Annotated in this window: 14 protein-coding genes; 11 read left to right on the top strand and 3 right to left on the bottom strand. The window is 67.3% G+C overall.

Features of this window, described 5'->3' with window-relative positions:
* Positions 1-40: 40 nt before the first annotated feature.
* The 3 genes from A5651_RS08630 to A5651_RS08620 all read left to right on the top strand — a co-directional run bounded on the left by A5651_RS08630 (position 41) and on the right by A5651_RS08620 (position 3528).
* Positions 41-895 (top strand): GNAT family N-acetyltransferase, encoded by an 855-nt coding sequence (locus tag A5651_RS08630; RefSeq protein WP_066978273.1) that lies wholly within the window; start codon positions 41-43, stop codon positions 893-895.
* A 36-nt stretch (positions 896-931) separates the two neighbouring features.
* Entirely contained in the window at positions 932-1591 is a 660-nt protein-coding gene (locus A5651_RS08625) for a GNAT family N-acetyltransferase (protein ID WP_066978270.1), read from the top strand.
* A 119-nt stretch (positions 1592-1710) separates the two neighbouring features.
* Complete coding sequence (locus tag A5651_RS08620; RefSeq protein ID WP_066978267.1) at positions 1711-3528, top strand: penicillin-binding transpeptidase domain-containing protein; 1818 nt, start codon at positions 1711-1713, stop codon at positions 3526-3528.
* On the opposite strand, the gene A5651_RS08615 is transcribed toward A5651_RS08620, so the two are convergent.
* On the bottom strand, positions 3516-6803 hold the full coding sequence (locus tag A5651_RS08615; protein WP_156662741.1) for a LuxR C-terminal-related transcriptional regulator: 3288 nt from the start codon (positions 6801-6803) through the stop codon (positions 3516-3518). The genes A5651_RS08620 and A5651_RS08615 overlap by 13 nt on opposite strands.
* A gap of 145 nt (positions 6804-6948) precedes the next feature.
* Between A5651_RS08615 and A5651_RS08610 the strand changes: the two genes are divergently transcribed.
* The 5 genes from A5651_RS08610 to A5651_RS08590 are packed head-to-tail and all read left to right on the top strand — an operon-like array spanning position 6949 to position 11225.
* Positions 6949-7530 carry a DUF1707 domain-containing protein gene (locus A5651_RS08610; protein WP_066978309.1) on the top strand — a complete coding sequence of 194 codons (582 nt, stop codon included), beginning with the start codon at positions 6949-6951 and terminating at the stop codon, positions 7528-7530.
* A gap of 19 nt (positions 7531-7549) precedes the next feature.
* Positions 7550-8410 carry a type I methionyl aminopeptidase gene (map, locus tag A5651_RS08605; RefSeq protein WP_066978261.1) on the top strand — a complete coding sequence of 287 codons (861 nt, stop codon included), beginning with the start codon at positions 7550-7552 and terminating at the stop codon, positions 8408-8410.
* An 11-nt stretch (positions 8411-8421) separates the two neighbouring features.
* Entirely contained in the window at positions 8422-9927 is a 1506-nt protein-coding gene (locus tag A5651_RS08600) for a cobyric acid synthase (protein ID WP_255361793.1), read from the top strand.
* Positions 9928-9937: 10 nt separating this feature from the next.
* Positions 9938-10609: a hypothetical protein gene (locus A5651_RS08595; protein ID WP_066978258.1), complete on the top strand. Its 672-nt coding sequence runs from the start codon at positions 9938-9940 to the stop codon at positions 10607-10609.
* 52 nt (positions 10610-10661) lie between these two features.
* Complete coding sequence (locus A5651_RS08590) at positions 10662-11225, top strand: alpha/beta fold hydrolase (protein ID WP_066978256.1); 564 nt, start codon at positions 10662-10664, stop codon at positions 11223-11225.
* 7 nt (positions 11226-11232) lie between these two features.
* On the opposite strand, the gene ngg is transcribed toward A5651_RS08590, so the two are convergent.
* Positions 11233-13002, bottom strand: coding sequence for an N-acetylglutaminylglutamine synthetase (gene ngg, locus A5651_RS08585; RefSeq protein ID WP_066978253.1), 1770 nt, complete (start codon positions 13000-13002; stop codon positions 11233-11235).
* Between the two features lie 158 nt (positions 13003-13160).
* The gene (locus A5651_RS08580; protein ID WP_066978250.1) at positions 13161-14978 is read right to left on the bottom strand and encodes an N-acetylglutaminylglutamine amidotransferase; all 1818 of its coding nucleotides are present in this window, start codon (positions 14976-14978) and stop codon (positions 13161-13163) included.
* 298 nt (positions 14979-15276) lie between these two features.
* Here A5651_RS08580 and A5651_RS08575 point away from each other — a divergent pair, with 298 nt between their 5' ends.
* The 3 genes from A5651_RS08575 to A5651_RS08565 are packed head-to-tail and all read left to right on the top strand — an operon-like array spanning position 15277 to position 18735.
* Positions 15277-16626 carry a glutamine synthetase family protein gene (locus tag A5651_RS08575; protein ID WP_066978247.1) on the top strand — a complete coding sequence of 450 codons (1350 nt, stop codon included), beginning with the start codon at positions 15277-15279 and terminating at the stop codon, positions 16624-16626.
* Positions 16613-17371 (top strand): gamma-glutamyl-gamma-aminobutyrate hydrolase family protein, encoded by a 759-nt coding sequence (locus A5651_RS08570; RefSeq protein ID WP_066978244.1) that lies wholly within the window; start codon positions 16613-16615, stop codon positions 17369-17371. Before A5651_RS08575 ends, A5651_RS08570 begins: the two co-directional genes overlap by 14 nt.
* Complete coding sequence (locus A5651_RS08565; protein ID WP_066978241.1) at positions 17368-18735, top strand: aldehyde dehydrogenase; 1368 nt, start codon at positions 17368-17370, stop codon at positions 18733-18735. Before A5651_RS08570 ends, A5651_RS08565 begins: the two co-directional genes overlap by 4 nt.
* Positions 18736-18737 lie beyond the last annotated feature (2 nt).

Genomic DNA, 18737 nt, shown 5'->3' with positions numbered 1-18737 from the left:
ACCGGGGTCATGATGCCCTGAGGCCGCAGAAAGAGTCCCGATGTCGGCTCCGCCGCTATTCCGCTTCGTCGACGAGCGACGGGTTTCGGTGGTGCGCGACGCCGGCACGGTGCGCCAGGTGCTCGATGCCGACCCTGTCGGCAGCTGCATGGTCGCCTCCCGCGTCGCCGAGCACGGCGTCGACCCTGGAGCCATCGGCGGCGAACTGTGGTCGCGCGGCAAGCCGACCGAATCGCTCTGCTATGCCGGTGCCAACCTCATCCCATTGCGCGGGGAGCCCAACGATCTTCAGGCGTTCGCCGATAAGGCGCTCAGCGGCGCACGGCGTTGCTCGTCGCTGGTCGGCCGCGCCGAATTGGTGCTGCCAATGTGGCGGCGCCTCGAACGCGCCTGGGGGCCGGCCCGCGATGTGCGTGGCCGTCAACCGCTCATGGCGCTGGCCAGTGCCCCACAGTGCACGCTCGATCCCACGGTGCGGCCGGTGCGGATGGACGAGCTCGACGCTTACCTGGTGGCCGCCGTCGACATGTTCATCGGCGAGGTCGGCATTGATCCCCGCCTCGGGGACGGCGGCCGCGGATATCGGCGGCGAGTCGCGGGCCTGATCGCGGCCGGACGGGCGTGGGCCCGGTTCGAGCGTGGCCAGGTGGTGTTCAAGGCGGAGGTCGGGTCGCAATCGCCGGCCGTCGGTCAGATCCAGGGCGTGTGGGTTCATCCCGACTGGCGCGGGCGCGGGCTCGGCACGGCGGGCACCGCGACGCTGGCCGCCGCGGTGGTGCGCAGCGGACGCGTCGCCAGCCTGTACGTCAACGACTTCAACACCGTGGCCCGCGCGACCTACGACCGAATCGGCTTCGCCGAAGTGGGGACATTCGCAACCGTTTTGCTCGACTGAGCCGACGTCTCAGGGGGCCCGGTTAGGCTTCACGCCATGACCGACGACGCGCAGAAAGCCGAACGCAGAGAGATCGCCGACGCGCTGGTGCGCGCGCTCGAGCGGCGTCATGAACTGCTCGACGTGATCGTGGACTCTGAGGATTACGACGCCGCGGTGGAGGCGATCGCGGCCATGCTCGGGACGTCGCTGACCGCCGGTGAGGCGGTGCTGCGACTGTCGTTCGACCGGCTGACCAAAGTGTCGCGCCGGCGGATTCGCGACGAGTTGGAGGATCTCAACCACGAGCTGAGCTTCACGATCGGCGACCGGCAACCCGCGCCCGGCGAAACCCTGATGCTGCGCGCGTTCTCGCCGGAGTCCGACCGCGACATCTTCGCGGCCCGCACCGATGACGTACGCGCGGCGGGCGACGGATCGGGCGCGCCCGCGGGCGATCTGGATGACGAGATCCGCGCCGCCGTGGGTCGCGTGCACGCCGAAGAGGCGGTGTGGCTGGTGGCGGTCGACGGCGCCGAGAAGGTCGGCATGGTGTTCGGTGAGCTGGCCAACGGCGAGGTGAACGTGCGCGTCTGGATCCGTTCGGAATTCCGCAAACGGGGCTACGGCACTGCCGCACTGCGGAAATCGCGGTCGGAGATGGCGGCGTACTTCCCGGCAGTGCCGCTGGTGGTGCGGGCGCCTGCGGCGGGCTGACCTCGCGTCGGGTTCTGAGGGTCGCTCACCGAGCCGGTGAACGCCCTGCGGCAGAATTCGTCGACTCTGGCGTCGCGCCTCCGCCACTTTGAGGTATCGATTTCTTAACATTTGCATCAATGGTCACATTGCTCACATCCGTCACCCGTCTGGCGAGCCTGCTGACGGTAGTGGCGGTCTCCGCATCACTGAATGCCTGCACGCCGAAACAGAACGGGCCCGAGCCCGCGGCGGAGAAGTTCTTCGCGGCGCTCGGCCACGGCGACACCGGGGGCGCGTCGCAATTGACCGACCGGCCCGAAGACGCGCGAGCCGCACTGAACGAAGCGTGGGCGGGCCTGCAGGCCACCTCACTGGACGCGCAGGTGCTCGGCTCGAAATTCACCGAGGACACCGGCACGGTGGCCTACCGCTACACCTGGCATCTGCCCAAGAACCGCACGTGGACCTACGACGGCCAACTCAACATGGTGCGCAACGAAGGCGACTGGGAAGTGCGCTGGACCGCGACCGGTCTGCACCCGAAACTCGGTGAGCACCAGACGTTTGCGTTGCGGGCGGACCCGCCGCGGCGGGCATCGGTCAACGAGCGCAGCGGCACCGAAGTGCTGATGCCCGGCTACCTTTACCATTTCGCGCTGGACGCCAAGGCGGCCGGCCCGCAATTGATGGCCACCGCGGCGGCCGTCGTCGACGCGCTGCGGCCCTTTGACAATGCCCTCGATCCGCAGCGGCTTGCGGAGGAGGCGAGTTCGTCGCAGGGACCGCTGAGCCTGATCACTCTGCGCCAGTCAGACCGCGATCAGGTGGCGGGCGCTCTCGGTGAACGTCCCGGCCTGGTCATCACTCCGCAGGCGGAATTGCTGCCCACCGACGAGCATTTCGCGCCTGCGATCATCACCGAGGTCAAGAAGTCGGTGGTCGACGAACTCGACGGCCAGCCCGGTTGGCGGGTGGTCAGCGTGAACCAGAACGACGTGGATGTCGCCGTGCTCAACGAGGTGCCCGGCACACCCGCGCCGTCGATCACCATCAGCCTGGACCGCGCAGTGCAGGACGCCGCGCAGCACGCGGTCGACGGCGTCGGCGGCAAGAAGGCGATGATCGTGGCGATCAAGCCATCCACCGGCGAGATCCTCGCCGTGGCACAGAATTCCGCCGCCGACGCCGACGGACCCGCGGCGACGACGGGTCTTTACCCGCCCGGCTCGACGTTCAAGATCATCACGGCCGGCGCGGCCATTGAACGCGACATGGCCACGCCCAACACACTTCTGGGCTGCCCCGGCACCCTCGACATCGGCCAGCGGACCATCCCGAACTACGGCGGCTTCGATCTAGGCACGGTGCCGATGTCGCGGGCATTCGCGAGTTCGTGCAACACCACCTTCGCCGAACTGGCCAGCCACATGCCGCCGCGGGGCCTGACCCAGGCCGCCGCGCAGTACGGCATCGGACCCGACTACCAGGTCGAGGGCATCCCAACGGTTTCCGGTTCGGTGCCGCCGACGGTGAACCTCGCCGAGCGCACGGAAGACGGATTCGGTCAGGGCAAGGTATTGGTCAGCCCGTTCGGGATGGCGATGGCGGCGGCCACCGTCGCGGCGGGCAAAACACCTGTGCCGCAACTGATCGAGGGCAGGCAGACGACGATCACCGGCGACCGTACCGCCATCTCCCCGAAGATGTTGGACGGGTTGCGACCGATGATGCAGCTCGTCGTGACCAACGGCACCGCCAAGGATCTCAACGGCGTGGGCGACGTGCGCGGCAAAACGGGTGAGGCGGAATTCAACGGAGGTTCGCACTCGTGGTTCGCCGGTTACCGCGGCGATATGGCGTTCTCCGCGTTAATTGTCGGCGGTGGCAGCTCGGAGTACGCGGTGCGCATGCTGCGCTGGATGCTCGAGAGCCTGCCGGCGGACTACCTGGCCTGAGCGGTGTCGGTCCGGCGGGCGGCTTCTTGGGCAAGTTGCACACGCGAGGTGAGACCGAGCTTGGTGTAGACGCGCGTGAGGTGAGACTGCACGGTGCGCGGTGACACGAAGAGCCGTGCGGCGACGTCCTTGTTGCCGAGGCCCTCGCTGACCAGCCTAACCACGTCCATTTCGGCGGGCGTTAGCGAGGCCCACCCGCTCGACGGTCGCTTGCGCTCACCACGACCACGTTGCGCGTAGGCGATAGCCTCGGTGGTGGAAAGGGCCGCGCCATCGTCCCACGCCGCTTGAAAGTCATTCTTACCGAGGGCATTCCGGCACTCGGCCAGCACCGCGTCGTACTCGCCTTGGTAAATCGGCGAGCGGACCTCTTCGGTCCGCATTCGGATTCCCTCCGCCGCTCCGAATAGGCGGGCCGCTTCGAGATGGCTGCCCGCGCGGGTGGCCAAGCTCGCCAGGATCTCGAGATCCTCCGCGGCGAACAAATAGGCGCCGACGGCTCCGCCGCACGCCAATGAATCGTGCACATCGCGCTCGGCGCTCTCGGCGTCACCGTCGAGGATCGCGATACGGGCCCGCGCTCTCAGCGCCACCGCCCGATACCAGCCGGTGCACCCCGCGACCGCGTTGTCGGCGAAGGGCCGCGCAACGGTCAGATCGGCGCGCGCCAAGGCAGAACCGGCGATATAAGCCATCTGGAGCGCCGCCAGCTCGGGATAGTTCTTCAAGTGCGACCACGCCTCGTTCTCGGCTTCTGCTGCCGCGGCGATGTCTCCAGCGGCCATGTACGCGACCATCGCAGAGCTGTAGCCGTTGCCAATGTAAAGGTCCCCAATCTCGGCCGCCGACGAAATGGCCTCGCGCGCCGCAGCGATAGCAGCGTCCGGTTCGCCCCGGAACGCCAGAACGTGCGGCAGCATGAACAACAGGGTGACCCGCAACATGGAATCGTGGTCGGCCTCGGCTTCCTCGAGAAGCCGATTCAGCAGGCCGACTGCCGCGGATAGACTGCCCTGGAAGGCTAAGGCACCGGCGAGCCGCCAGCGGCATTGCCTCGATCCGAAACGGTTGCCGACGGCGTCGGAAATATCGCGTCCCTCTTCGGCTTTCGGAATGACCCCGTTGACATCGCCGGCGATGAAGGCCGCCTGTGCTTGTTGGCATAGTATCTGGCTCAGCCTCCACGGATCACCCAGTTCGCGGGCTAGCCCGTTCGCCTCGACCAGGTAACGTTCTGCTGCCGCGGCGTCGTATACCGCCGCGCCGCCGCAAGCAATCAGCGACCGGACCAGTAGGCCCGGATCGTCGAGTTCGCGTGCGATGGTGAGGGCCTGCTGCGCGTCGTCCACGTGGTAAATACCGACCCATTCGCCGAGAACAGCCTTGTCCGCCAGCCCTTTGGCTCGTACGGCAGGGCCCGCTTGTGCGAACCGCTTGTCGTTCAGGACGACGTCGAGCCAGGCGATGCCTTCCTGAATCCTGCCGCGGGACAACCACAATGGCTGCAGAGACGATGCCAGCTCCACAGCTGACGCAATGTCGCCTGCTTCGATGCTCCATGCGAAGGCGCTTCGCAGGTTGTCCATGTCCTCGTCGGCGTGTTCGACGAGGCGGTCATAGTCACTGCGGGCGGGCGAGTCCAGCAATGCCGCCATCGACGTGTAGTGATCGCGGTGGCGTGACCGCACCGCCTCTGCTTCACCGGACTCGCCGAGCTTCTCCTGCGCGTATTGGCGCACCGTCTCGAGCAACCGGTATCGCGTGCGGCCGTTGGTGTCTTGGGCATTCACCAGTGACTTGTCGACGAGCAGCGCGAGCTGGTCGAGGATCTGATAGCGCTCCACCTCGGCGTCGCCCGCGACGGCCTGAGCGGCGTCGAGATCGAATCCGCCGAGGAACACCGCGAGCCGCCGGAACAGAATGCGTTCCGGCTCGGTCAGCAGCGCATGCGACCAGTCCACCGACGCCCGCAATGTCTGCTGCCGTCGCACTGCGGTGCGAGATCCACCGGTCAACAGGCGGAAACGGTGCAGGCTGTCGACGATCTCGTCGAGCGACAGTGCCCGGACTCGTGCCGCGGCGAGCTCGATCGCCAACGGCAAACCGTCGAGCCTGCGGCAGATTTCGGTGACGGTCGCGACGTTTTCGGCGCTTACGCAGAAGTCGGGCCGGACGCGGCGGGCACGATCGGCGAACAGCTCCAGGGCCTCGTCGTCCAACGACAGTGACGGCACCTGGAACGTCACCTCACCCGGTACGCCGGTGGATTCCCGGCTGGTCGCCAGGATGTGCAGCCCAGGACAGGTGGCCAGCGCTTCCGCCGCCAGCGCTGCGGTCGCGTCGAGCAGGTGCTCGCAGTTGTCCAACAACATCAACGTCCGGCGGTCGCCGATGAACCGGACGAGCGAGTCCATCGTGGTCCGGCCGGGCTGGTCGGGAAGGCCGAGCGCGCGCGCGACGGCCACCGGTACCACCGCCTCGTGGGTGATCGGTGCCAGATCGACGTAGGAGACGCCATCGCGGAAATCGCCGCCGATGCCGCCGGCAACTTCAATCGCCAGCCGCGTCTTTCCGGCACCGCCCGCGCCCGTCAACGTCACCATCCTGTTGTTGGCCAACAGGTCCCGAATCTCGGCCATCTGCGTGACCCGGCCCACGAAACTTGTCAGCTGTGCCGGAAGGCTGGTGCTCTCAGTGCTCTTCGATGCTCGCAGAGGCGGGAAATCGTTGCGCAGGTCGGGATGGCACAGCTGCGTCACCCGCTCAGGCCTTGGCAGGTCACGCAATTCGTGGGTGCCGAGATCGGTCAGCCAGGCGTCCTTGGGTAGCCAATCGGCGACCAGTTGTTCGGTCGCCGCCGACAGCACTGTCTGGCCGCCGTGCGCGAGGTCGCGCAGCCGCGCGGTCCGGTTGATCGTCGGACCGATGTAGTTACCCTCGTCGCGCAGCTGTACCTGCCCGGTGTGCACACCGATGCGCAGACGAATGGGCGCCAGCGGGGCCTGCTGCAGTGCCAGCGCGCACGCCACCGCGTCGCTGGCGCGGGCGAACGCCGCGACGAAGCTGTCACCCTCACCCTGTTCCACCGGCCGGACGCCGTCGTGGACGGTGAGTAACCGCGCAACAGCGGTGTCGAGGCGTGCGACGGCGGCGGTCATCTCTTCGGGCTGGGTCTGCCACAGCCGCGTCGAGCCCTCGACGTCTGCCAGCAGCAGCGTCACCGTTCCGGTCGGCAGTTCGCCCATGATCACGTCGTTCCACTGAGGTTCGCTCATGGTAGCCAGCATCGGGCGATCTCAGCCCCGGAACATCAGCACAAATGCGCAAAACCCGGCGCCAAGACGCTGATATCAAGTGCAGCGGTTCCGTCGGCTAGTGCGTATCCTGCACGTCACCGTCGCGCGGTATTTTGGGATGGCGATGACGGGGATCAATGAGCAACCCGCGCCGCTGCGCGTTTCGGATGCCGACCGCAACGGCACGCTGCGGCGGCTCCACAACGCCGTGGCGCTCGGCCTGATCGACATCGACGAGTTCGAGGAGCGCTCCGCGCTGGTATCGCAGGCGCGGCTGCGCTCCGATCTCGACAACCTGGTCGGTGACCTGCCGGGGCCGGGGGCAATCGTCACCTCCGCCACCGACCGGGTGGAGCTTCGCGGCGTGATGGGCTCGCTGAAACGTCAGGGGGAGTGGACGGTACCGACCCGACTGGCGCTATACCGGCGGATGGGCTCGGTCGAGCTGGATCTCACCTCCGCCCGATTCGCCGGCCCGATGGTCATCATCGAGCTCGACATGAAGTTCGGCGGTCTTGACCTGCGGCTGCCGGAAGGAGCAAGCGCGTCGATCGACGACGTCGAGGTCTTCGTCGGCAGCGCCGCCGACCACCGCAGGGACGCCCCCGCCGACGGCACGCCGCACGTCATCCTCACCGGCAAGGTGGTCTGCGGGTCGGTCGACCTTCGCGGGCCACGAAAATCCTGGTTCAAACGCGGCGGCTGATAGCCGCTACCCTGGCGTCATGCCTGTTCGCACCGCCCTTAGCCCCGGCGTGGTCTCGCCGACCTTGCCGGTGCCCCGGTCCATCGCCCGCCCCGAGTACGTCGGCAAGGCGACGGCCAAAGAGGGCAGCGAGCCGTGGGTGCAGACGCCCGAGGTGATCGAGAAGATGAGGGTCGCCGGCCGGATCGCCGCGGGGGCGCTGGCCGAGGCGGGTAAGGCCGTCGCTCCCGGTGTCACCACCGACCAACTGGACCGGATCGCCCACGAATACATGATCGACCACGGCGCCTATCCGTCGACGCTCGGTTACAAGGGTTACCCGAAGTCCTGCTGCACCTCGCTGAACGAGGTGATCTGCCACGGCATCCCCGACTCGACCGTCATCGAGGACGGCGACATCGTCAACATCGACGTCACCGCCTACATCGACGGCGTCCACGGCGACACCAACGCAACCTTCCTCGCCGGTGACGTGTCCGAAGAGCACCGACTGTTGGTCGAGCGCACGCGCGAGGCCACGATGCGGGCCATCAAGGCGGTCCGGCCCGGCCGAGCGCTCTCGGTCGTCGGCCGCGTCATCGAGTCGTATGCAAACCGCTTCGGCTACAACGTTGTTCGCGATTTCACCGGACACGGCATCGGCACCACCTTCCACAACGGGCTGGTGGTGCTGCACTACGACCAGCCGGCCGTGGAGACGGTCATCGAGCCGGGGATGACGTTCACCATCGAGCCGATGATCAACCTCGGCTCGCTGGACTACGAGATCTGGGACGACGACTGGACCGTCGTCACCAAAGACGGCCAGTGGACCGCGCAGTTCGAGCACACCCTGGTGGTCACCGACGACGGCGCCGAAATCCTGACCCTCGCCGACTAGCCCGCTGCATTGTGAATCCCACGACGCCCAGGGGTGGCGCGCTGCTGGTCGCCGGGACGAGCTCCGACGCCGGCAAGTCCATGGTGGTCGCCGGGCTGTGCCGGCTGCTGGCGCGCAAGGGCATAGCGGTGGCGCCGTTCAAGGCGCAGAACATGTCTAACAATTCGGCGGTCACTGTCGAGGGCGGCGAAATCGGCCGGGCGCAGGCGATGCAGGCCCGCGCTGCGGGACTGGCGCCCAGCATCCGGTTCAATCCCGTCCTGCTCAAGCCGGGCAGCGACCGCACCTCACAACTGGTTGTGCGTGGGCAGGTCGCCTGTTCCGTCGCGGCCGCCGACTACATCAACCACCGTGAGCGGCTCGCCGAAGTCATCAACGACGAATTGGCTTCGCTGCGAGCCGAATTCGATGCGGTCATCTGCGAGGGCGCAGGCTCGCCGGCCGAGATCAACCTGCGCGCGACCGATCTGGCCAACATGGGGTTGGCGCGGGCGGCGCACCTGCCGGTTGTTCTAGTGGGCGACATCGACCGCGGCGGGCTGCTGGCTCACCTGTTCGGCACCGTAGCGGTGCTCGCAGCCGAGGATCAGGCGCTGATCGCCGGCTTTCTGGTCAACAAGTTCCGCGGCGATCCGGCCCTGCTGGCACCCGGGCTCACGCTGCTGGAACAGCTGACCGGCAGGCCGACATACGGCGTCGTGCCGTTCGACGAGGGCTTCTGGCTCGACACCGAGGACTCGGTGTCGGTGACGGCCCACCGCGTCGTCGGCCAGCCGCGGCCGCCGGTTGGCGACCAGTGGTTGAGGGTGGCGGCCATTCGGCTGCCGCGCGTCTCCAACTCCACCGACGTGGAGGCGCTGGCCTGCGAGCCGGGTGTGCTGGTGCGCTGGGTGACCGATCCCGCTGACCTGCCCGACGCCGACGTCGTCGTCGTTCCCGGCAGCAAGGCGACCGTCGCCGACCTGTCGTGGCTGCGCGAGCGCGGTCTGGCCGACGCCATCGCCGCACATGCCCGATCGGGTCGGCCGGTGCTGGGCATCTGCGGGGGCTTCCAGATGCTGTGCCGCCGCATCGACGACGCGGTGGAGTCGGGCGCCGGAGAGATCGAGGGGCTCGGGCTGCTCGACGCGGACATCGTGTTCGCGCCCGCCAAGACGCTGCATCATCACGACGCCGGGCTGCGCGGCTACGAGATCCACCACGGCCAGGTGTCGCGATCCGCCGACGAGGACTGGCTCGGGGTCGGCATCCGGCGGGGCCAGGTGTACGGCACGCACTGGCATGGCCTTTTCGACAACGATGAGGCGCGACGCCGCTGGTTGGGCGAGGCCGCCGCGGCCTGCGGGCGGGGCGGCTTCGTGGTCGCCGCCGATATCGACGTCTCGGCGCGGCGGGACGCACAGCTCGATCTGATGGCCGACCTGCTGGCCGCCCACACCGACATCGACGCGATCCTGGCCCTGCTGGAGAACGGGCCGCCGCAGCGCCTGACGATCGTCAGCGCGCTGCATCGGTAGCCTTGGCACCATGATCGGGCGGCCCGCAAGGATGGCCGCGTCGGCGCTTCTGCTGGCCGCGGCGTTCACCGGCTGCGCAAGCACAGTTGCGGGAACTGCCACCTGGCCCGGCGCCAGGCTCGACCGGACCGTGCTCACCGCCGCGGACTTCCCGCCGGACGTGCAATACGACCGCATTGTCGAGCAGTCGGGCAGACCCGACGGCGACAGCGGCCCGCCCTCGATGCTGTCCAAACCCGAAGGCTGCTCCGACGCGCTGACGCGAGTGATCGCCGCATCGGCGGAACGCGGCGCCGGCAGCGCCTCGAAATACAGCGTCGCCTACGACGGTGCGCGCATCGTGATGACCGTGTTGACGTGGCGGCTGGATCTCGACAAGCTCGCCGCCACCGCCGAGCGGTGCGCCGAATACCAAACGTTCTTCGACCCGGCATCCGAAGGCATCCCGATGACGACGACCCGGTTGCAGACACCGCGACCAGGCGCGCTGGTGTACCAGCAGACGATGGACCTGAACGGGAAGAAGAGCAGCGCGTTCTTTTCGTTCGAAAACGTCGGCGCCATGGCAGCTTTCGGCATCGCGTTCCCGACGCCCAACCCTGCCATCGCCGTCAAAGGCGCGCTGCCGCAGACGTTTCTGGATATCAGCGCCAAGCAAGCCGAGCGGCTGAGCGACGGCTGAGACGCACTGCAAAAACCACCCGCCGACTGCTGGCGCACTGTAGCGTGGCCCAATGCCCTCGACGATGGTCACCGTCGACGGTTTCCCCGTCCCGGTCAATGTCGCGGGGCCCGACAAGGGGTCCGTCGTAGTGTTGCTCGGCGCCGCGCAACAGGCGGCGTCGGCCTATGACGCGGTGTGCCAGCGGTTGCACACCGCGTCGCTGCGGACCATCGTCGTTGGTCCGGATCCGCGTCTGACCGCCAAATCCGTCGTCGGCATCATGGACATGCTCGACGTGCAGTGGGGACTTCTGGTGGGCGACCGTGTCGGCGGCGAGTTGGCGTGGGAACTGGCGGCCACCCGACTCGACCGCTTCATCGGCCTGGTGGTCGTCGACCGCGGTCATCCACGCGTGCCCGACCAGTCCGGTGTCATCCGCGACGAGAACTGCCCGCCGGTGGAGATGAACACCACGGCGCTGGTCAGCACACCGGCTGCCCGGGCGGTGGTCCGGGCAAGCCAGCGCTACGTGTACGGCGACTTCCGGCTCGTCGAACTGCTCGGGCGGCGCAACGCCCAAGAGTCCACGGCTCAGCTGGCCGCCGAGATCGTGCTGCGCACCAGCACCTGGTGAAACCGCGTCAGTTCCGCGCGTGTTCGGGGGTCCATGCCTGGGGCAGCCCCGAGGTGGCCGGGAACAGATAGTCGATGAACGCGACCGCGGTCGGCTGGGGCTCGTGATTGGCCAGCCCCGGCCGCTCGTTGGCTTCGATGAAGACGTAGGTGTCCTTGCTGACGTCGGGCACCAGCAGGTCGATGCCGGTCACCGGGATACCGATCGCCTCGGCGGCGGTGACGGCCACCCGGCAGAGTTCGGGATGCACCTCGGCGGTGACGTCGTGGATGGTGCCGCCCTGGTGCAGGTTCGCGGTGCGTCGCACCCGGAGCCGCTCGCCCTCGGGCAGCACGTCGTCGAACGACCAGCCGGCCTCGGCGACGGTCGATTCGGTGACCGCGTCCAGCGGGATGCGTGACTCACCGCCGGTGGCGGCGGCCCGACGCCTGCTCTGCGCCTCGATCAGCTCTCGGATGGTGTGGTGGCCGGTGCCGACGATCTCGGCCGGCCTGCGGATCGCGGCCGCCACGACCTTCCCGTCGATGACGACCAAGCGCAGGTCGTCGCCCTTCGCCCGCTGCTCGATGAGCACCTCGGGATGTTGCTCACGGGCGCGGGCCAGCGCGCTGTCCAGTTCCTCAGGCCCGTCGACGCCGACGGTGATGCCCTTGCCCTGTTCACCTCGGGTCGGTTTGACCACCACGTCGCCGACCTCGGCGAGGAACTCGTGGTCACCTTCATCGAAGGTGGCCAACCGGCCCTTCGGCACCGTGAGCCCGGCCTCGCCGACGATGCGGCGGGTCTGGCGCTTGTCGTCGCAGCGGCTCATCGCCACCGCGGAGGTGAACTCCGACAACGACTCTCGGGTGATGACGGTGCGGCCACCGTATGACAGCCGCATCTCGCCCGCGCCAGCGTCGAGGACCTCTACCCAAATACCGCGGCGCATCGCTTCGTCGGCGATGATGCGGGCGTAGGGGTTGAGGTCGTCCACCGTCTCGGGCGGATGGGTGAACAGCGGTTCGTTGATGGCGTTCTTGCGCTTGACGGCCATGACCGGAACCCGTTGAAAACCCAGCTTTTCGTACAACGCGATCGCCGCGGCGTTGTCGTGGGTGACCGACAGATCCATATATGCCCGGCCGCGCGTGCGATACAGATCGGCCAGCGCGCGGGTCAGGGCAGCGCCCACACCGGGCAGGCTGGTCGACGGGTCGACGGCCAGTGTCCACAGGCTCGAGCCGTCTTCGGGGTCGGAGAACAGCAGCTTGTGGTCGACGCCGGTGACGGTGCCGACCACCGAGTTGTCGTCGTCGCGCACCGCGATGAGGTAGTCGACCGGTTCGCGGTTGCGGTGGTTGTCCCAGATGACCGCCGTCGGTGCGGGCACCATTCCGCAGCGGACGTAGACGTTGTTCATCGCGTCGGCCTCGGCCTCATTCTGAAGGGGACGCACGGTGAAGCCTGAAGGACGCGGCGAGGGCTCGTCGTCGTCGGTGAAGCGCAGTCGATACGTGTGACTGGGGTCGATAAACAACTCGGCGGGCGCACGGGCGACCAGCACGTGAGGTTCGCGGGCATAGATGCAGATGTCGCGTCTGCCGTAGGTTTCACCGCGCAGTACCTCCGCGAGCTTTTCCGCGTCGGCGAAGGTCTGGCCGAAAATCAGTCGGCCCCAGCCCAGTTCGAGCACGACGTCGTCGGCCATCTTGTCGACGAGCTCCTGCGGAGACGCGTGGTCGTGCAGACCGAGGGTAATCGCCTCCTCGGGGTGACCTTCGGCCGCTGTACTCATGCTTCGGCTCCCGCTCGTTCCGGTCCTCGCTTCGCTGCGATCCTCACTCGCGTCGCCTCAGGGCTCATGCTTCGGCTCCCGCTCGTTCCGGTCCTCGCTTCGCTGCGATCCTCACTCGCGTCGCCTCAGGGCTCATGTTTCGGCTCCCGCCTCAGGACTCACGCTGCCGTGCCCGTGATGCCGTGCCGCTGCAACCAGAGTTCCAGCAGCGCGATCTGCCACAATTCGTTGCCGCGCAACGGCGTCAACCTGCCGTTGGGGTCGGCGAGCAGCGCGTCGACAGCCTCGGGCCGGAACAGGCCGCGCTCTTTGGCCACAGGCGCGTAGAGCGCGTCGCGCACCAAGTCGAGATAGGGCCCCTCCAGATGGGTCAGCGCAGGCACCGGGAAATAGCCTTTCGGGCGGTCGATCACCTCGGACGGGATCACCCGCCGCGCAGCCTCTTTGAGGACGCCCTTGCCCCCTTGAGCCGTCTTCAGTTCGGGCGGGCACGTGGCGGCCAACTCGACGAGTTCGTGGTCGAGAAATGGCACCCGGCCCTCCAGCCCCCACGCCATCGTCATGTTGTCGACCCGCTTGACCGGGTCGTCGACCAGCATGACGGTGGTGTCGAGGCGCAGCGCACGGTCGACGCCGGTGGCCGCGCCCTCGCGGGCGAAGTGCTCGGTGACGAACCTTCCGCTGGGATCGTCGTCGGCAACGAATCCCGCTGTGGCCAAGGCGCGTACCCCGGCGGGGTCCCGGTCGAAGAACGCTCCCCGGTACGCCGCGACAGAGCCCTCGAGCGAGGCGGCAACGGGTTCGCCCATCGGCGGGTACCAGTGATAGCCGGCGAACACCTCGTCGGCGCCTTGGCCCGACTGCACCACCTTGACGTGTTTGGCGACCTCCTGGCTCAGGAGGTAGAACGCCACGCAGTCGTGGCTCACCATCGGCTCGCTCATAGCCCCGATGGCTCCGTCGAGCGCGGGCAGCATACGGTCGGTGCCGATCCGGATCTGGTGGTGATCGGTGCCGAACCGGGCGGCCACGATGTCAGACCACTTGAACTCGTCGCCCTCCACGTCGCCGACGGATTCGAAGCCGATCGAGAAGGTCGACAGGTTCTTCTGTCCCGCCTCGGCCAGCAGGCCGACGATGAGGCTGGAGTCAACCCCGCCCGACAGGAGACAGCCGACAGGCACATCGGCGACCATGCGGCGATCGACCGCGACGCGCAACGACTCGAGAACAGCGTCCTCCCAGTCCTTTTCGGACCAGTCCTTGCGGTCGTCACGTCGGCTGAAGTCCGGCGCCCAGTACGTCTTTGACATCCGACGGCCATCCGGCTCGATGGCTACGAGCGTGGCCGGCGGAATCTTGGCCACACCCCGCAGGATCGTCAACGGGGGCGGTACGACCGAATGGAAGGTGAGGTAGTGGTGCAGCGCGACGGGATCGATGCGGGTGTCTATCGAGTTGTCTTTGGCGCCGCCGGCCAGCAGCGCGGGCAGCGAGGAGGCGAACCGCACCCGGTTGGCGTCCTCGGTGATGTAGAGCGGCTTGATACCGAGGCGGTCGCGCCCCAGGAGGACGCGGCCGCTGTCGCGCTCGACGATGGCGAAGGCGAACATGCCGAAGAGCCGATCGACGAAGCGGTCGCCCCAATGGTGATAGGCCTTCAGCAGCACCTCGGTGTCGCTGTGCGAGAAGAAGCGGTAGCCGTGCTCGGAGAGTTCACGCCGGAGGTTCTTGTAGTTGTAGATGCAACCGTTCCAGGCGATCGCCAGGCCGAGCTCGCTGTCGACCATCGGCTGTGCGCCCGCCTCCGACAGGTCGATGATCTTCAGGCGCCGATGTCCGAGGGCGACACGACCCTGCGACCACGCACCCGCGGCGTCGGGACCGCGCGGCGTCATGGCTTCGGCCATGGCGGTCACCGCCGCAAGATCGGGCGTTCGACCGTCGAGTCTCACCTCACCGGTGGCTCCACACATCAGTTCGACCCTACCGGCTGGCGTAGCGAATGGCGCGGCAAGGGTGACCCGACAATGAAAGACTGACGGAACACCCGCGAACTTTTCACGCGTCTCATCTACCAATCTGACGGTCGCCGTAAACCACATTCTCGCAGATGTGTGCCAGTCGACCCGCCCTTAAATCGAGGAGATCGACGACGACCGCGACGGGACTCCCGTCATGCTCTCGCAGGAATAGCAGGCCTGGCACGCGCCCGGCTCCGCTGAGCGGTAGCGGCCTAATGGTCTGATGACCTACCTTTAGGAGGTGACTGGGATGCTGGCGCAATCTGAGCTGGAGTCGTCTGTCGCCGCGGGCGACATCGACACCGTCATCGTCGCCTTCTGCGACATGCAGGGCCGGCTCACCGGCAAACGCGTCGATTCGCGGTTGTTCGTCGAGGAGGTCGCCGCCCACGGGGCGGAATGCTGCAACTATCTGCTGGCTGTGGATGTCGACATGAACACCGTCGACGGCTATGCGATCTCCAGTTGGGAAACCGGTTACGGCGACATGGTGATGACGCCGGACTTCTCCACGCTGCGCTTGCTGCCGTGGCTGCCCGGCACCGCTTTGGTGATGGCCGATCTGTCATGGACCGACGGCAGGCCCGTCACCCAGGCGCCGCGCAGCATTCTCAACAAGCAGATCGACCGACTGTCCGCCAGCGGCCTGGTGGCCTACGTCGGTACCGAATTGGAGTTCATGGTCTTCGATGACTCCTACCGTGACGCGTGGGCGGCCGGCTACCGCGGGTTGACACCGGCGACCGACTACAACGTGGACTACGCGATGCTGGCTTCCACCCGGATGGAGCCGCTGCTGCGCGATATCAGGCTCGGCATGACCGGCGCGGGCATGTACTGCGAGGGGGTCAAGGGCGAATGCAACTTGGGTCAGCAGGAGATCGCGTTCCGCTACGACCACGCCCGTGTCACGTGTGACAACCACACGATCTACAAGAACGGCGCCAAGGAAATCGCCGACCAGCACGGCAAGAGCCTGACGTTCATGGCGAAATTCGATGAGCGGGAAGGCAATAGCTGCCATATTCACATCTCGCTGCGGGGCACCGACGGCAGCGCCGTATTCGCCGACCCCAGCGCGTCCGACGGCATGTCGGCAGTGTTCCGCAGCTTCATCGCCGGTCAGCTGGCGACGCTGCGCGAGCTGACTCTGTTCTACGCGCCGAACATCAACTCCTACAAGCGATTTGCAGAAGGCAGCTTCGCGCCGACCGCCGTCGCGTGGGGTATGGACAACCGGACCTGTGCGTTGCGGGTCGTCGGTCACGGTTCCAGCCTGCGGATGGAGTGTCGGGCGCCAGGCGGTGACGTAAACCAGTACCTGGCGGTGTCGGCGTTGATCGCCGGCGGACTGCACGGCATCGAGCAGGAGATGGAACTACCCGACCCGGTGGTGGGTAACGCCTACGCCGGCGGCGCCGAGCGGCTGCCGACCACCCTGACCGAAGCCGCCGAGCTGTTTGCCAAGTCGCAGGTGGCCCGCGACGCGTTCGGCGACGACGTCGTCGAGCACTACCTCAACAACGCCCGCATCGAGCTGAAGGCGTTCAACTCCGCTGTGACGGACTGGGAAAGGGTGCGCGGCTTTGAGCGCCTTTGATTCAGCTCGGGCTGTCAGGCCCGTCCTCGGCCTGACCACCTACCTGCAGCAAGCCCAAACCGGCATCTGGGATGTGCACGCGAGCTTCTTGCCTGCCATCTACATGGAAGGCGTGAACCTAGCGGGAGGCACGGCGGTGCTGCTGCCGCCGCAGCCCGTCGATGTCGTCGAGCGGGTGCTCGACGGTCTGGACGGGCTGATCCTCACCGGCGGACGCGACATGGACCCGGCCGCCTACGGCCAGCAGCGCCACCCCACCACCGACGAGCCGGTACCGGCGAACCGCGAACGCGACGCCTGGGAGATTGCATTGGCGCTCGGCGCACTTCGGCGCGGCATTCCGCTGCTCGGCATCTGCCGCGGCGCGCAGGTGATCAACGTCGCGTTGGGCGGCACGCTGCACCAGCATCTGCCCGACGTCGTCGGGCACACCCGCCACCAACAGGGCAACGCGGTGTTCACCACTTCGCTGGTGACCACGGTGGCCGGCACCAGGCTAGCCGCGTTGATCGGCGACACCTCGCGGGTGCAGTGCTATCACCACCAGGCCATCGATAGGCTCGGACGGGGGCTGGTGGTCAGTGCGCAGGCCGCCGACGGCGTGATCGAGGCGGTCGAAATCCCGTCCAGTGACTTCGTTTTGGCGGTGCAGTGGCATCCCGAGGAACGGCTTGACGATATTCGGTTGTTCGTCGCCGTCGTAGGCGCCGCCGCAGACTATGCGACAGGGAAGGTGAACGCGTGAGCCTCTCGACAGTGGTCAATCCCGCCACGGAGGAGAAGCTGTGCACCGTCGAGCAGACCTCTGTCGACGGTGTCGACGAGGCGGTGGCGCGCGCCGTGGCCGCGCAGCGGGTCTGGGCCGCACTGACACCCGGCGATAGGGCCGCGGCCCTTCGCGCGTTCGCAGCGGTGGTCGACGCGCACATCGACGAACTCGCCGCGCTCGAGGTCGCCAACTCCGGCCATCCGGTCGGCAACGCCACCTGGGAGGCCGGCCACGTCCGCGACGTGCTGCAGTTCTACTCTGCAAGCCCGGAGCGGCTGTCCGGCAAGCAGATTCCGGTGGCGGGCGGGCTGGACATCACCTTCAACGAGCCGCTCGGCATCGTCGGGGTGATCACCCCGTGGAACTTCCCGATGCCGATCGCGTCGTGGGGCTTCGCGCCCGCGCTGGCGGCGGGCAACGCGGTGCTGATCAAACCGGCGGAGTGGACGCCGCTGACGACGATTCGGCTCGGAGAGCTGGCACTGGAGGCCGGGCTGCCGGAGCACCTGCTCCAAGTGTTGCCGGGCAAGGGGTCGGTGATCGGTGAACGCTTCGTCGGCCATCCTGATATCCGCAAGATTGTGTTCACCGGTTCGACCGAGGTCGGTGTCGGTGTGATGGCCGGTGCCGCCAAGCAGATCAAACGGGTCACTCTGGAACTGGGCGGCAAGAGCGCCAACATCGTGTTCGACGACTGCGACCTGGAGCGTGCGGCGGCCACCGCGCCGTACGGTGTCTTCGACAACGCTGGACAGGATTGCTGTGCGCGCAGCCGAATCCTGGTGCAGCGCAGCGTCTACGACAGGTTCATGGAATTGCTCGAGCCGGCGGTCAAGGGTGTCGTCGTCGGTGATCCGGCCTCGGAAGATACCGAAATGGGCCCGCTGGTTTCGGCGTCGCACCGGGATTCGGTGGCCGCCTACGTGCCCGATGACGCGCCCGTCGCATTCCGCGGCAGCGCGCCGAGCGGTCCCGGGTACTGGTTTCCGCCGACGGTACTGACCCCGCAGCCCACCGACCGCACTGTCACCGAGGAGATCTTCGGCCCTGTCGTCACGGTGCTGCCGTTCGACGACGAGGCCGACGCCGTCGCCCTGGCAAACGACACCAAATACGGTCTGTCCGGATCGATCTGGACCGATAACCTGTCGCGCGCGATCCGGGTGTCGCGGGCGGTGGAATCGGGCAACCTGTCGGTGAATTCACACTCGTCGGTGCGTTTCAACACGCCGTTCGGCGGCTTCAAGCAATCCGGCCTCGGCCGCGAGCTCGGACCCGACGCGCCCCTGCACTTCACGGAAACCAAGAATGTCTTTTTTGCGGTAACGGAGAAAGCCTAAGT

This window comes from Mycobacterium sp. 1274761.0, assembly GCF_001668615.1.
GTDB lineage: Bacteria > Actinomycetota > Actinomycetes > Mycobacteriales > Mycobacteriaceae > Mycobacterium.
Note: the sequence above shows the minus strand (reverse complement) of the source record. Positions and strands in the feature narration are given on the sequence as shown.

Bases quoted from the DNA above. Each gene is read 5' to 3' on its own strand.
- A5651_RS08580 (WP_066978250.1), bottom strand. From the start codon at position 14,978: ATGTGTGGAGCCACCGGTGAGGTGAGACTCGACGGTCGAACGCCCGAT.
- A5651_RS08630 (WP_066978273.1), top strand. From the start codon at position 41: ATGTCGGCTCCGCCGCTATTCCGCTTCGTCGACGAGCGACGGGTTTCG.
- A5651_RS08625 (WP_066978270.1), top strand. From the start codon at position 932: ATGACCGACGACGCGCAGAAAGCCGAACGCAGAGAGATCGCCGACGCG.
- A5651_RS08595 (WP_066978258.1), top strand. From the start codon at position 9,938: ATGATCGGGCGGCCCGCAAGGATGGCCGCGTCGGCGCTTCTGCTGGCC.
- A5651_RS08590 (WP_066978256.1), top strand. From the start codon at position 10,662: ATGCCCTCGACGATGGTCACCGTCGACGGTTTCCCCGTCCCGGTCAAT.
- A5651_RS08620 (WP_066978267.1), top strand. From the start codon at position 1,711: ATGGTCACATTGCTCACATCCGTCACCCGTCTGGCGAGCCTGCTGACG.
- ngg (WP_066978253.1), bottom strand. From the start codon at position 13,002: ATGAGTACAGCGGCCGAAGGTCACCCCGAGGAGGCGATTACCCTCGGT.
- A5651_RS08610 (WP_066978309.1), top strand. From the start codon at position 6,949: ATGACGGGGATCAATGAGCAACCCGCGCCGCTGCGCGTTTCGGATGCC.
- map (WP_066978261.1), top strand. From the start codon at position 7,550: ATGCCTGTTCGCACCGCCCTTAGCCCCGGCGTGGTCTCGCCGACCTTG.
- A5651_RS08575 (WP_066978247.1), top strand. From the start codon at position 15,277: ATGCTGGCGCAATCTGAGCTGGAGTCGTCTGTCGCCGCGGGCGACATC.
- A5651_RS08615 (WP_156662741.1), bottom strand. From the start codon at position 6,803: ATGAGCGAACCTCAGTGGAACGACGTGATCATGGGCGAACTGCCGACC.